Origin of the sequence: Buttiauxella gaviniae (genome assembly GCF_040786275.1) — a bacterium.
GTDB lineage: Bacteria > Pseudomonadota > Gammaproteobacteria > Enterobacterales > Enterobacteriaceae > Buttiauxella > Buttiauxella gaviniae_A.
On record NZ_JBFMVT010000002.1, the window covers coordinates 4,401,678 to 4,416,279 of the forward strand.

General features: G+C 55.8%; 9 protein-coding genes. 2 read left to right on the forward strand and 7 right to left on the reverse strand.

Annotated features, from left to right (window positions below; all coding sequences use genetic code 11):
- Positions 1–2: 2 nt before the first annotated feature.
- The gene (locus AB1E22_RS20725; protein ID WP_367597102.1) at positions 3–1,493 is read left to right on the forward strand and encodes an FGGY family carbohydrate kinase; all 1,491 of its coding nucleotides are present in this window, start codon (positions 3–5) and stop codon (positions 1,491–1,493) included.
- A gap of 24 nt (positions 1,494–1,517) precedes the next feature.
- A complete protein-coding gene (locus tag AB1E22_RS20730) occupies positions 1,518–2,936 on the forward strand; it encodes an L-fucose/L-arabinose isomerase family protein (protein WP_367597103.1) in 1,419 nt (472 codons plus the stop codon).
- 42 nt (positions 2,937–2,978) lie between these two features.
- On the opposite strand, the gene AB1E22_RS20735 is transcribed toward AB1E22_RS20730, so the two are convergent.
- The 7 genes from AB1E22_RS20735 to AB1E22_RS20765 form a co-directional block, all read right to left on the reverse strand.
- Positions 2,979–3,779, reverse strand: coding sequence for a YdcF family protein (locus AB1E22_RS20735; RefSeq protein WP_367597104.1), 801 nt, complete (start codon positions 3,777–3,779; stop codon positions 2,979–2,981).
- A 230-nt stretch (positions 3,780–4,009) separates the two neighbouring features.
- Positions 4,010–4,297, reverse strand: coding sequence for a hypothetical protein (locus AB1E22_RS20740; RefSeq protein WP_367597105.1), 288 nt, complete (start codon positions 4,295–4,297; stop codon positions 4,010–4,012).
- Positions 4,298–8,659, reverse strand: coding sequence for an RHS repeat-associated core domain-containing protein (locus AB1E22_RS20745; protein WP_367597106.1), 4,362 nt, complete (start codon positions 8,657–8,659; stop codon positions 4,298–4,300).
- The gene (locus AB1E22_RS20750) at positions 8,652–9,107 is read right to left on the reverse strand and encodes a DcrB-related protein (RefSeq protein WP_367597107.1); all 456 of its coding nucleotides are present in this window, start codon (positions 9,105–9,107) and stop codon (positions 8,652–8,654) included. The genes AB1E22_RS20745 and AB1E22_RS20750 overlap by 8 nt, the downstream gene beginning before the upstream one ends.
- Positions 9,107–11,107 (reverse strand): type VI secretion system Vgr family protein, encoded by a 2,001-nt coding sequence (gene tssI, locus AB1E22_RS20755; RefSeq protein ID WP_367597108.1) that lies wholly within the window; start codon positions 11,105–11,107, stop codon positions 9,107–9,109. The genes AB1E22_RS20750 and tssI overlap by 1 nt, the downstream gene beginning before the upstream one ends.
- Before the next feature lie 164 nt (positions 11,108–11,271).
- Positions 11,272–12,921, reverse strand: a complete 1,650-nt coding sequence (locus AB1E22_RS20760) for an alpha-glucosidase (RefSeq protein ID WP_367597109.1) — start codon at positions 12,919–12,921, stop codon at positions 11,272–11,274.
- 2 nt (positions 12,922–12,923) lie between these two features.
- Positions 12,924–14,564 carry a glycoside hydrolase family 13 protein gene (locus AB1E22_RS20765; protein ID WP_367597110.1) on the reverse strand — a complete coding sequence of 547 codons (1,641 nt, stop codon included), beginning with the start codon at positions 14,562–14,564 and terminating at the stop codon, positions 12,924–12,926.
- Positions 14,565–14,602: the final 38 nt, after the last annotated feature.

The following is a 14,602-nucleotide window of genomic DNA, read 5'->3' on the forward strand; positions in this document are numbered from 1 at the left end:
CCATGTCCAGCCCGGTAATTCTGGCTATTGATGAGGGCACCACCAACGCCAAAGCGGTGGCGGTAGACAGTCGCGGGCACATTTGCGCCCGTTACAGCGTCGGCGTGGCAATGACACATCCGGCACCCGGGCTTGCCGAACAAGACCCGATCGCCTTGTGGAATGCCGTATGTGAGGCACTCAGCGGTTGCCTGCAGCAAATCGGTTCTGCACCAATCGCAGGTATTTCCATAAGCAACCAGCGTGAGTCGGTCTTGATCTGGCAGCGTCATGACGGCAAACCGCTAACCCCCGTGGTGAGCTGGCAGGACAGACGCTCCGAGCTGCGTTGCCAGAGTTTACTGGAGAGCGGCCACGGGGAACTGATCGCCCGCCTCACCGGCCTGCCGGTTGATCCGTTGTTTCCCGCCGCCAAAATCCGTGCCCTTCTCGATGCTATTCCTGACGGTGTTACGCGGGCTGACAAGGGTGAATTATGCATTGGCACCCTCGACACGTGGCTGAACTGGCAGTTAACTGCCGGTCGCGCCTTTACGACCGATTTTTCTAATGCCGCGCGGACGCAACTGTTCAATATTTATCAGGGGCAATGGGACGACGCGTTACTGAAACTCTTCGGCATTCCTCGCAACGCGCTGGCTGAAGTGCGCCCCTCTGCGGCACATCACGGCGAAGTGCAAATCACAAACATTCCAGGGCTTGCCGCCGGTACGCCTGTGCTTGCGCTGATTGGTGATTCACACGCGGCGCTGTACGCCCAGCGTAGTGTGGGCGGGCATGTGGTGAAAGCCACCTACGGCACGGGGTCGTCGCTGATGCTCTCGCTGCCACAGCCGCTTATCCACGGGTCTCAACTCAGCACCACCCTTGCCTGGCACGATGGCGAGCTGAACTACGCCCTGGAAGGCAACATCACCCATACCGGTTCGGGGGCCGCATGGCTTGGCAAAATGCTCGGCGTAAATAACGCAGCCGAACTGACGAACCTTGCGCAATCCACAGAAACCAATCAGGGCGTCTATTACGTTCCGGCACTTTCTGGCCTTGGCGCACCCTGGTGGGACTTACACGCACGCGGCATGATTTGCGGCCTGACGGATGCAGCAACGCCTGCGGTGTTAGCCCGCGCCGCGCTGGAGTCCATCGTCTGGCAAATAGCCGATGTCTTTTTCGCGATGGAACAGGCAACGGGCGAACGTCTCGAATCACTGTGTGTCGATGGCGCGGCGACCCAAAACCGCTGGCTAATGCAGTTGCAGGCTGACGTGCTGCAACGCCCGTTAATCATTCAACCGGCGGCGGAAATTTCAGCGCTTGGCGCGACGTTGCTTGCGGGCAAAACGCTCGGCTGGTGGCAAGACGACACCCCGCTTTCAGCGCTTGCGGGCTGTGGCGAACGTTTACAGCCCAGAGCCGAACAACAAAAACCGATGCAAGAAAATTATAAACAATGGCTTGAAGCCGTGGCGCGTTGCCGCTTTCAGCCAAATTAACCTTTATTGGAGCGAAGTGAAGCCATGTCCAGAATCCCAAAACAACTTACTTTCGGCGTCATCATCGGCAATCGCGGTTTCTTCCCGAGCTATTTAGTGGCGCAGGCGCATGAACAGGCCGAAGCGCTGTTTAGCAAACTGGGTATCAATACCGTGATGTTAAAAGACGGACAAACCCATCTCGGCGGCGTGGAAACGCGCCAGGACGCCAAAGTGTGCGCTGAATTATTCCGCCAGCATCGTGATGAAATTCATGGCCTGGTCGTGCTGCTGCCCAACTTCGGGGATGAAAAAGCAGTGGCGGAAGCCATTCGTCTTTCCGGCCTGAAAGTGCCGGTCTTAATCCAGGCCGAAGAAGATAACCTCGACAAAATGGGGCTGGCGACACGCCGGGATAGCTTCTGCGGCAAAATCTCGCTGTGCAATAACCTGCGCCAGTACAACATCCCTTTCACGCTCACCACGCAGCATGTCTGCGCGTTAAGCGGTGAAGTTTTTGAGCAAGATTTACAGCGTTTTGCGCAAATCTGCCGGGTAGTCAAATCGATGCAGGGCGTGCGAATCGGGGCAATCGGTGCACGTCCGGCCAGCTTTAACACCGTGCGCTATAGCGAAAAACTGCTTGAGAAAATGGGCGTGGCGGTGGAAACGCTCGACCTGTCGGAAATTTTCACGCGCATTAAACACATCAGCGATAGCGATCTGCGCGTGCACGAAAAACGCGGCATCTTAATTGAAAACGCCGACGCCAGCGGCATTCCGGCAGATAAACTCACCACCATGGCAAAACTGTTCGTGGTGATCAGCGAATGGGTGGTCGCCAACGACATCGACACCACCGCGATTCAGTGCTGGACCTCACTTCAGGAAAATCTCGGGATTAACGTGTGCTCGATTATGAGCGTGATGTCCGGGCAGTTAATGCCCAGCGCCTGTGAAGTGGATGTGATGGGGGCGCTGTCGATGTACGCGCTGGCAAGTGCTTCGCTCAATCCCGCTTCCATTGCCGACTGGAACAATAACTTCGGCGACGATCGCAACAAATGCATACTGTTCCACTGCGGGAACTTCGCCAGCAGCAGCCTCGAATCCCCGTCCATGGGTACCGCAGATATCATTGGCACCACTGTCGGGAAAGAGAATACCTGCGGCGCGGTGCATGGCCGCCTGAAAAGCGGCCCGCTCACCTATTTCCGCCTCTCTTCCGATGATTTTACCGGCGAAGTCAAAGCCTACGTCGGTGAGGGGCAATCCGTTGACGATCCTTTAGATACCGTTGGCTGTCGGGCGGTGATTGAAGTGCCGCATCTGGAGAATTTAATGGCGTGGATTTGCAATAACGGTTTTGAACACCACGTCGCCATGAACCATTCGGCGACGGGCGTGGTATTGCAGGAGGCATTCAGCAAATACCTGGGCGTGAACTGCTATTTGCATCGCTAATGTTAAAACGGCGAATTACAACACTCGCCGTAATCGCAAAAGTTATATGCCACGCTCGCGCATCAACTGCGCAAGCGCGGCATCGTTTGCCAAAATTTCCCAGGCACTCATCACCGCCTGGGGAATATCAACATGGGTAATGAAGTCGCGCCCTTGCGGGCCGTAACCCTGCGCATCGTCTCTGATTCGCGGGATTTCCCCCAGCGCCAGCGAAATGTAACGCTCAACCGGCCAGAGCCCTTTTTCATATGATGTGAAAATAGTCTGCGTTTCATTACTTGCCAATACCGGAACAAAGCCCGGCCAACTGCGCCATTGCGGGAAACTCTCCTGCCCCTGCCAGACACGTTCAAAGGTAGCCACCGTTCGGCGCTGCATCGTCGGGTCCTGGATAATAACCGCGCGTGTCGGGGTAATATTGAGCTCTTGCATCATGGCGCAGGTAAAGCGCGCGTTCTCCCCGCAGTTGGTCGACTTCTCTTCCGTCAGCACTTTTTCAGCCGGGATCTTCCAGAATTGCGTGGCGATATCTTTAAGAATTGCCGCTTCAGCGCGACCAGTAGTCGGAATGGTGTTATAGCGCGGATGTTTAGCGATCGCGCCATATAAGAAGGTGGTGGAGTGACCGATACCCCCGGTAATCAACAGCGGCAATTCGGTGTTAACGGCAAGCTGACACGCCGCATCGATGGTCGGGATAACGGCATTGCCCGCAAGAATGATAATTTCTGCATCAGAATCTGCGGGCGGTGTCGCAAACTCGTTATAAGAAAGCCACTCACCGAGCGTGTTAATGGCGTCTACGGTCGTTGCCTGCAAAGTCGGAAATGTTGTCGTCAACATAACCCCTCCTTGTTAAAAACCAGCGCACATCATATCGCAGGTTATGTCCGGGCTACATAGGGAGGGTCTGAGTCTTGGATAGGAAGATCTTAGCAGCAACCGCAGGATATTAAGCAGGCTAACCGGGGTATGAAGAACGCCGCTAAAGTGGCGCTGCGGGGGGTTCAGGTTTTAACAGACAGAACGGATAAAAATATCCAGGAAGATCGAGAAATCTTTCAGGATATTAATTAAACATCTTCAATCAAATACTTGACATTTAATTTAATCAATGCTGACTCAATGAAAGAAAATATAATATCTCTTATATTTCCACTCAGATTACTCACAATAAAGAAACCATCATCAGATTTTTCTATAGAAAAATCAATCCATCCAGGATACTCACTGGGTATCCACAATGCGTTCAGATCATCGGTTAATTGAGCCGTTGATACATGTTCCATTATTTTTTTTGTAATAATAGAAAAAACCTCATCTTTATGCTCCACAAAGTGGACGATATATTCAAAGCTCATTTATACACCACATCCATGTGCTCGCCCTCGTTTTATCGGATAATCACTAGGATTTCTTATTCCTATATGCGTTTCATTTGGGTTAGTGCTCGGGATTCCTCGGTCATTGAGCGTAATATTTCCCGGTTCATTTTTATGGACATGGGCGTTCGCTCCAGATTTAGGTAATGGTTGTCCATTTTTCATTGTCATACTTTGGTTACCGTAGGGATCAATACGAACTTGAGAACCATCACTATGACTCCATGTTTGATTACCAGTGCTGCTTTGTTTATCCAAAGTAAATCCCTTATCAGTTAAAATATCACCAATCTGGGCTTGAGATTTTCCTTTTAATGGAGGCAAGTCTGAAGATGCGCTTAACCCCCACGGATCGATCCACCCCAGCGGATTCGGCGCATACTGATAAAGGTTTATTCCCCCCGCCAGCCCTATCGGATCATGCTGGGTAAACCGTCCCGAATCCGGATCATAATAACGGTGTAAATTATAATGCAGCCCCGTCTCCCTGTCGAGGTACTGGCCCTGCATCATCAGGTTTTGCTGACCCCGCCCCGTAAGTGCCAGGTTGCTGTTTTCTGAAGTGATTTTCCCGCGTATGTCCGGCTCGCCACTCCACACAGTCTCCCCGGCGCTGTCAGTCATTGCCTCCGGCTGGCCGTTCACCTGGCAGTGGAAATAATACACCTCGCCGGCACCGTCTATTCTCGCCAGCGGGGCAAAACTGTGCTGGCCGCTGTAGGCATACACCTGCACTTTATCGCCACTGCTATCACTGGTGTATTCCGCCAGCAGGCGCGGCCCTTCCCATAAAAAACGCGTTTCCCTTGCCCGGTACTGCGGGCCACCACCCGTCCCCTCCATGCGTCGGTAATGCACCCGCTTGCTCACCCGCCGCCCCAGCACGTCGTAGCGAAAATCCACCACGCATTCCGGCCGGGTGTGGCTCACCGGCTGGTGCAGGACCTGTATCAGCCGGTGTTCACTGTCGTAACGGTATAACCAGCGTTCTCCGGTTTTTCTCTTCTCCGTCGAGCGCCCGTAAATATCGTACCGGTAATCCGTGCCCCGGTGTTGTGCCACCCGGTTATACCGCCAGTACGGGACCATCACCTCGTCATCGAGTGGGTTCGATGCTTCGTCATAGCGGGAGCGCACAACTGCCCCGGGCGCCTCCTCCCGCCGGATGAGCCTGTCTGCATCGTCGTAGCTGTACTGCCGCTCCCGGAACGGCGGTGTGCTCTGCTGCACCTGCGTCAGGTTATCCCGTGGGTCGTAATGCCACTGCTCCCGGCTCTGTGCCAGCGCCGCTTGCGGGGTACGCCCCGTCCACCGCTCACATATGCGGCCCTGCCTGTCGTACCGCCAGCCGCTGTTCAGCGCTCCCTGGGTGCGCCCCGTTTCCCGGTGCAGCGCATCCCGGCTGAACTCCGTGATAAGTTGCGTATCCAGCATCACCTGCAGCGCATGGCCACTGCCGTAGTACAGCGTTTTGAGGGAACGCCCGTCCGGCAACGTTACGGTGGTACGGTTGCCGAGTGCGTCGTACTGATAAGCAACATCGCCGTTTATGCCATGCTCACCCGTCAGATGGCCTGCGGGGTCATATTCCAGCGTCACTGCCTGTGCTTTGCCGCCTTCTGGCGTGAATCTCGCCTCCGTCAGTTGCCCCACGCCGTCATACCGATATTCCGTTACGCCGTCCGGCGTCTGCTTCTTCTTTATCTTTCCATCCGCGTCGCGGAAGAAACGGTGCACCAGGGCGCTGTCAGTACCCGCCGCAAAAATGCGGGCGCTGATGCGGTCGCAGGCATCGTATTCATAGCGGGTCACCACCCCGTCCAGACCATGCTCTTCCTTCAGCCGGTCGTTCTCCCCCCATATAAAACGGTATGTCTCATTGTTTTCGTTGGTCAGTTGGCTCAGCCGCCCGCGTGGATCAAACGCCCGCGTCACCACGCCACCCTGTGCATCACGGCTGAATTGCAGTTGCCCTGTTGCCTCATCGTAACCATATTCATGCACGGTGCCGTCTGCAGCCACATTCTCCGAAAGCCGCCCCAGGCTATCCCAGCACACCGTTTCCTGCCGCCCTTCCGCTGACCGTACCGCCACCAACCGCCCCGCAGCATCATACTCATAATGCCGGTTTTCCCCGGTGGCATCCGTGATACTGGCCAAACGGTACTGACTGTCGTAGGAATAGCGGGTGAGTTGCCCCGAGCAGTCCTGAGCCGTAAGCACCTGCCCGCGTGCATTATAGGTAAAACGGCTGATGCCACCCTGCGGGTTAACATACGCCGTGACCTGCCCGAGCTCATCCCGTTCATAACGCCTCACCTGACCCAGGGCGTTTTCCTGCGCAATCACGCCGTGGCAGGCGTCATATTCCAGCCGATAATAGTGGTCCTGCGCATCAATAAACTCACGCGGCAACGTGCGCTGCATCAGCCAGTATGTACGGGTGACATGCCCTTCCGCTGAATGCTCTTCCACAAGATTACCCTGCGCATCGTAGACAAACTGCTGTGTGGCATCGTCCGGAGCAGTGCATCCTGTCAGTTGCTGGTTCTCATCCCAGGTGAAACACCAGACGCCAGCAGCCTCATCCACGTAGCGCTCCACCAGATAGTCAGCATTCCACCAGTGTTCGCGACAGGCTCCGTCACTTTCCTCCACGCGGGTGAGGCCTTGCCCGAGGTCGTAATGTATCCGGCTGCGGCGGCCTGCACTGGTGGCATATGACACGACTCGCCAGTCGTCCGCAAACTGTTGCCAGCCATAATCACAGCGCAGACCTGAAGGCAGTCGATGAGAAGCCATAAGCCCGGCAGGAGTGTATTCAAACTCTCGGGTCACAACGGAGCTGGCATCGGTGACACTCGCAAGTTGCCCCTGAAGTGAATAGTCGTAATGCACGAGCGGGAAGGCAATGTCGCCACTGATGTCCACGATATCACTCACCCGTTGCGGGTGGGTTGCATGATGGTAATGCAACGCTACCCTCAGGCTATTTTCACTGTCCTTCAGCTCACTCAATCGCCCCTGCGCGTCGTAGTGCAGCAGCAATCCGTTACCATATTCGTCACAAAGTGATGTTAAACGCAGCCGTCGCGGATTAACGGGATCAGGCAGATACAGCCGCCAGACGCTGCCGTCCAGGTCGGCAATGAGTAACTGCCCATGTTCCCCGGCGGCAAGCAGCAGACCGGTATCAGAATACTCTGTGCGTTCGCCTGCTGCAGGAGGGGTAAAACGTAGTTCACGCCCACCTTCATCATAAAAGCAGCTCTGCGCATCTTCGTGGACAACCCAAGTTTCAAACGGTGTCCGCCAGCCGCGTCCGAACAACCCGTCGAGGGTGTTACGGCTGTTATAAATACGCTGCCAGCGCAGAGGGAAACGCGCGGGTAATACAAAATCCACGTCATCTTCATCCGCCAGCACTTTGGCACCGGTGGCAGCGTGAATCGGTGTAGACGCCGCATGCACTGCATCCCCCAGCATGCCCGCCGCCATTCCTGCCCCCATGGTCATAAACAGGCAAGGCAGGTTTTTAAACATTTTCCCGAAATTACGGGCCAGTAACAGGCTGGCAGCGGTCATGATCAGATCAAGTCCGGGAATTTTACCGCTGTGGATGGGACGCACCACCACAGGCGCGCCGCCGATGATCACATTGGGCGACACCATCGTGGAGACAGTAGCCCCGCAGGTGGTGCGGTCATTACTGCGCACGGCAGGTAGATCGTTAACCGAAACCGAGGATGAACCCTCTGCCAAAAACTGAACCGGCATCGGCGGGTGCTTCTCACACAGCACAGTATCCTGGTTTGCCGGTGCCACCGGCCCAGGCGGAAAGGCAACCGTGGGGTTAATCAGCGATGTAATCAGCGCCTCCCCGCTGTTAAGTAACATTGCCACATAATCCCGTTCACCTTCTGCTTCAGGCTTTGCATCACCTCCCACTGTTACAGCCAGCAGGCGCCCGGCCGCACGAGCTGCGGGTAGATCGTTGGTCAGCACGTTCAGTGAACCCGTGACGATCTTCCCTTGGGGCGATGCCGGAAATATCGCACTGGCTAATCCTTCACATTCACTGATGACTTCATCCATCATGCCCGTGGCGCTCAGAATAAATCCGGCAATCAGGCCGGAGCCTGCACAGGATGAAGCTGCCGTCAGGGTCGCTGCGGCCACGCCACCCGCAGCAACAAAAGGGGCGGCAGTAAGAGCCACACCCGCGACAATGGCCCCCGCCGCAAACACCGTTAGCCCTTCAAATACCACCGCTGCAATATCAGCAAATACACTTTCATGAATAATGTCATCGCCCATACGAGCCGCATGCTGTTCAGCCATGGGCCGCCTCCGCTCGCTTCGCCAGACACAATGTTTCGCACAGTCGCTGCCAGTACTGATTCTGAACTTGCGTAAAAGGGATCTGTGATGTGTGAGTGAAAATCAGCATCTGGCTTTTATGTGGGAGATGGAGTGCCAGTTGGCGCTGATACTGGATGTGCCCCCCTTGCCGAAAGTGGCAATCAGTCTGCCAGGCATCAACCCCTGGTGAACAAGGCAGCAAAACACGCGTTTTCGGTGTGCTTTGTACTCGCTCAACCCTCGCCCAAAGTTGCGCCCACTGGCTCTCCAGCTCATCTTCAAACGATCGCCCCGCTGGGATAGCCCCCCGAGCCACCATCAACACCGTATTGTCTGTGCTGTGACGAAAGATATTCAGCGTGCTGTCTTGTCCGCCAATGTCATCGGGAAGGGAAAATGTGCCTTCATTAATTTGATAAGGTTTCATTATTCGTTCTCATCCTTGTTGAACAGGTCATCCACACTGGTTTGTATGCTCTGTTTGTAGCCTTCCCCTGGCACGCTTGCGACAATAGCCGGGGCGGAAGGATTGAGTGCGAGTGCTCCGGTGGTACTTATTTTTGCGTCACCCTCAATGGCGATATTCAGGCTTTTACCGCTTAGCAGAATGGAGCCGTTAGCATGCAGTTCCAACGCGCTACTGCCACACTCCAGACGTATGCCGGTTCCTGAGCCAATAAGAACGGTATCCACGGTCTGCTCAACGCGTGTGCCGCCTGTCAGCTGTGAAACACCGCCTTTCACCGCGATGGATTGCCCTACTTTTACCGTCGTGCCCTGAAATCCCTTAATGGCATTGGTTTCATTACCGGTGATGATTTTGGTGCGGTTACCGGTAATCGAGTTAAGCTCATTGCCCTTAATGGTTTTTACTCGATGCTGGTTCACGGTCAGCGTCTGATCATTGAGCACTTCCGTTTTCATGTCCTTCTGGGCATGCATCGACAGCAGCTCCTGGTTTGTCTCGTCCTCAAACATCAGTTCGTTGTAACCGCTGCCCTTGTAGGTCTGCGAGCGGATAGCCATCTGCGTTCTGGTGCCCGGCAGGTCGCCCGGGGCGCGGTTGCCGGCATGGTAGGTGCGCCCGGTGATAATCGGCTGGTCAGGGTCGCCGTTGAGGAAATCGACAATTACTTCCTGGCCGACGCGCGGAATGGCGATATTGCCGAACCCGGCACCCGCCCACGCCTGCGAGACGCGTATCCAGCACGAGCTTTTCGCATCCGCCTGGTTGTAGCGGTCCCAGGCAAATTTCACCCGCACCCGCCCGTGTTCGTCGCAGAAGATTTCCTCCCCCGGCGGGCCGGTGACGATGGCGCTTTGCGGGCCGTCGACCCGCGGTTTGGGATGCGGCGGCGAGCGCCAGGTCTGAACGGCGGGGATGACGCTGAAGCTGTTGGTGAGCGTGGTGCCCTGGCCTTCGCTGCTAATCAACGCCTGTGGCTGGCTGCCGGTTAACGTACAGGACACCACCTGCCACAGGTCGTTGAGGCCCGCGCGCGGGTGGTCCGTCAGGCTGAAGCAGCGCCCCGGCTGGAGCTGGGGCGAGTTGCTGGTGCCGGTGGCGTAATCCACATCACTGCGCCAGCCTTCCACCTGATATTTCGCAAAGTCCGCCCCGCGCTGTGCGTCCTTGAAGCGCCCCGGGTAGTCAAAAATCTCGTACACCGCCCGCTGATTGGGCATCTCCGACGGGCGGTGATTAAACTGCCCGGGCCAGAGCGGGGCTTTGAAGGTGTAGTCCCGGGTGGTGACCTGGGCCGGGCGGATTTGTGCGCGGCGGCAGAAACTGTTGATGCAGTAGCGGCTGGATTCATTCGCGCCGTTGGGGTTGTACGGCAGCGGGTCGAGTCTGCGCAGCACGCGGCTGTCATCGGCGAAGGTCAGTTTCTGCAGGTCGCGCTCCAGATATTCTTCCTCGCAGAAGAAAATCCCCTCTTCGGCGGCCAGCCGGGCGATGAAATCGAAGTCGGTTTCCTGGTACTGGACGCAGAACTCGCGGAAAGGGTGCGGGCGGCGGAACAGCGCGTCGTGGGTGAGCACGCCCGTCTCCTTGAGCAGCGTCTGAAAGATGGCGCGGATATCGACATTCTGGAAGCTGCGGCAGTTCTGCCGCTGGGAGCTGCGCCAGAGCTCCGGGCGCAGGGTTATGTGATACAGGGTCTGGTGTCTGCCGGTGTTGCCCTGCTCGCAGAAGGTCACGATACCGCGCAGGCGGCGTTTAATCTCCTCACCCTGCCGGATAATCAGCGTCCCCCCCTGGTCGAGGACTTTACGGAATTCCAGGGCCGGGTTGCTGCTGGCGAGGGTCAGCTCAAGGCGAAACAGGGAGGAGAGGGACTGGGTGAGCTGAAAGTCCACCACTGCGAAGGTGTTTGCGGGTAAGCTTCCCGCCGTGAAGGTGAAGCGTGTTCCATCCGATGTCATGCTGCTATTCCTTTGCCTGCCGAGCGAGTTTAGAGACAGGAAAATAGAGCAAGCATTGGCATTAAATGGTGATCTTTATCACAGTTAAGTGGCTGAAAAGATAGGAATACGGACATTGCGCAGCCGCTCATGGAGTGATACATGAGCGGCTTCAATAAAGTCATTTAACGGGTCTTATAAACCCGCGCCTCCCATGGATGTAGCCGATATGTTTCATCGGCCTGCGGGTAATTCCCCAGCAAACATTTCGCCCCAGCGAGCGGTAATTCTGACTCCAGCCAGCGGGCAGATTTCGACGACATATTGCACAGCACCACAAATTCGTCGCCCTCTAGCACGCGGCGATAAGCATAAATTTGTTCGTGATCGCCCAGTTCCAGTATATAACGCCCGTAAATCAGCGCCCGTTCCTGTTTGCGTAGCTGGATAAGCGAGCGGTAAAAATTGAGCACCGAATCCGGGTCTTGCTGCTGGCTGGCAACGTTGATCATCTCGAAATTAGCATTGACGTGATACCAGGGTTTCACTTCGCTGAATCCGGCGTTGGGCCAGGTGTTCCACTGCATCGGCGTGCGGGAGTTATCGCGCCCGGTGTTAGTCAGAAATGCGATAATTTCTTCGTCGCTTTTGCCCTGCTCTTCCATTTCGCGCCACATGTTTTTCGCTGACACGTCATCAAAATCGGCCAGCCCGCTAAAACGGGTATTGGTCATACCGATTTCCTGCCCCTGGTAGATAAACGGCGTGCCCTGCATCAGGAAGTAGAGCGCTGCGATGCAGGTCGCACTTTCCCGCCAGTGGTGTTCGGTGTCGCCCCAGCGCGAAGTGATGCGCGTCAGGTCGTGGTTTTCGACATACAGCGCATTCCAGCCTTTTCCCTCTAGTGCTTCCTGCCAGGCGGTGAAGATTTTTTTGAGTACTTTAGGTTCCGGGCGCAGCCCCGCTTCGGGCTCCCACAGGCGCACATGCTCGAACTGGAACACCATACTGAGCCGGTTACGGTGCTCACCCACCCACTCCTCGGCGTGTTCGGCATACAGGCCGTTCATTTCGCCGACGGTAACAATATCGTAATGCTGGAGCACGTTGCGGCTCATATCGTCGACATAATCCAATAGCCCGTCGTAGTTCAGATGGCTTTTCATGGATGGCGCGTAGCGCAGTTTGTCCGGATTCGGTACGTCGGCCAGCAGCGGCTCTTTTTTCAGATGGGCGATGGCATCGATACGGAATCCGTCGATGCCTTTATCCAGCCACCAGCGCATCATCTCGTATACCGCGCGGCGCACATCGTGGTTTTCCCAGTTCAAATCCGGCTGGCGGCGGGTAAACAGATGCAGATAATACTGCCCGGTTTTTTCGTCCAGCTCCCAGGTAGATCCTTTGAAGATCCCTTCCCAGTTGTTGGGTTCCGCGCCGTTTTTGCCGTCTCGCCAGGTGTACCAGTCGCGTTTTGGGTTATCGCGCGATGAACGGGATTCGAGGAACCACGGGTGTTCGTCGGATGTATGGTTCACCACAAGGTCGATAATCAGGCGCATTCCTCGGGCATGAACTTCTTCCAGAAGGCGGTCAAAATCGGCCATCGTGCCAAATTCCGCCATGATCTCCTGATAATCGCTGATGTCGTAGCCGTTATCGTCGTTGGGGGATTTGTACATCGGGCAAATCCAAATTAGATCGATGCCGAGGTCTTTGAGGTAATCGAGTTTTTCGGTGATGCCATTCAGGTCGCCAATGCCGTCCCCGTTGCTGTCTTTAAAACTGCGCGGATAAATCTGGTAGGCCACCGCCTCTTTCCACCAGTTCGCCATCGTTACCTCCCGATTAATAGTGCAAAAGATTCATAAGGTTGAAGCTCAAGACTCACCGCCAACTGGTCACGCGGCGCATAGTTGCTGATTAAACATTCGCCGTGCCAGTTCTGAATAGCCTGTGGAATTTCCAGCGTGAGATATTCAGCGCAGAAATTATTGACCACCAGCAGGTGCTCATCGCCAAGCGTTCTTAGCCAGGCGAAAACCTGCGGATGCTCCGGCAAAACCTGCTGGAAATCGCCATAAACCAGAATCGGATACTGCTTACGCAACGCCACTAACTTCTGGTAATGCCAGAGAATCGAGTCCGGCTCGGCAAGTGCGGCAGCGACGTTGATTTCGCGGTAGTTGGGGTTGACAGCAATCCACGGCGTACCGGTGGTGAAACCTGCATTCGGGCTGTCGTCCCACTGCATCGGCGTGCGCGCGTTATCGCGCCCGTTGGCGTGAATGCCGAGCATCATCTCTTCATGGCTGGTGCCTGCTTCCAGACGCTCTTTGTAGAGATTCAGGCTTTCGATATCGCGGTATTCATCGATGTTCCCGAAGCGCACATTCGTCATGCCGATCTCTTCGCCCTGATAGATATACGGCGTGCCTTTCAGGCAATGCAGCGCGGTGCCAAGCATTTTGGCGGACGCCTCGCGGAACTCGCCCTCGTCACCGAATTTCGACACCGCGCGCGGCAGGTCATGGTTGCTCCAGAACAGCGAGTTCCAGCCTTCATGGGCCAGCGCCGTCTGCCATTTGTCGATGGTCGCCTTGAAGGCGGCAAGCTCAAACGGCCTGCTGCGCCATTTGCCCGCATGCTCGTCCCAGAACTGTTTGATGTGGTCGAACTGGAAAACCATCGACAGCTCTTCGCGATCCGCATCGCTGTAGAGCAACGCATCTTCCGGTGAGGCGCTCCAGGCTTCACCGACCGTCACATAATCGCCTTTGCCGAAGGTGGCGCGGTTCATCTGGCGGATAAGCGCATGCAGATTTTTGCCGTTCGCCATGATCTGCGCGTCCACTTCTTTGCCGATCAGATCGATAACGTCCATGCGGAAGCCACCGATGCCTTTATCCAGCCAGCGGTTCATCATGGCGTGAACTTCTTCGTGAACGCGCGGGTTTTCCCAGTTGAGATCCGGCTGGCGCTTAGAAAACTGATGTAGATAATATTCGCCGCTCGTTTCGTCAAACGCCCAGCCGCTGCCGCCAAAGTACGAGCGGAAATCGTTTGGCGGGCCGCCGTCAGCCGCCGGTTTGCGCCAGATATAGAAATCACGGTACGGGTTCGTCGGGGATTTAAGCGCTTCGATAAACCAGGGATGTTCATCGGACGTGTGGTTAACGACAAGATCCATCAGGATGTGGATATCACGGGCTTTCGCCTCGGCTATCAGGGTTTCCATCTCGGCGAGGGTGCCGAATTCGGCGGCGATATCCTCGTAGTCGGAGATGTCGTAGCCGTTATCGTCCATCGGCGAGCGGTAGACCGGCGAGAGCCAAATCAGGTTGATACCGAGCTGTTGCAGGTAGTCGAGTTTGCTGATGATGCCGTTGATGTCACCGATGCCATCGCCGTTGCTGTCCATAAAGCTGCGCGGGTAAATTTGGTACACCACCGCGTTGTGCCACCCTTTATTGTCCACCAAACTCCTCCTTTTTCGTCGGGTGACGCTGCGCCACC

Bases quoted from the DNA above. Each gene is read 5' to 3' on its own strand.
- AB1E22_RS20740 (WP_367597105.1), bottom strand. From the start codon at position 4,297: ATGAGCTTTGAATATATCGTCCACTTTGTGGAGCATAAAGATGAGGTT.
- AB1E22_RS20760 (WP_367597109.1), bottom strand. From the start codon at position 12,921: ATGGCGAACTGGTGGAAAGAGGCGGTGGCCTACCAGATTTATCCGCGC.
- AB1E22_RS20735 (WP_367597104.1), bottom strand. From the start codon at position 3,779: ATGTTGACGACAACATTTCCGACTTTGCAGGCAACGACCGTAGACGCC.
- AB1E22_RS20730 (WP_367597103.1), top strand. From the start codon at position 1,518: ATGTCCAGAATCCCAAAACAACTTACTTTCGGCGTCATCATCGGCAAT.
- tssI (WP_367597108.1), bottom strand. From the start codon at position 11,107: ATGACATCGGATGGAACACGCTTCACCTTCACGGCGGGAAGCTTACCC.
- AB1E22_RS20745 (WP_367597106.1), bottom strand. From the start codon at position 8,659: ATGGCTGAACAGCATGCGGCTCGTATGGGCGATGACATTATTCATGAA.
- AB1E22_RS20725 (WP_367597102.1), top strand. From the start codon at position 3: ATGTCCAGCCCGGTAATTCTGGCTATTGATGAGGGCACCACCAACGCC.
- AB1E22_RS20750 (WP_367597107.1), bottom strand. From the start codon at position 9,107: ATGAAACCTTATCAAATTAATGAAGGCACATTTTCCCTTCCCGATGAC.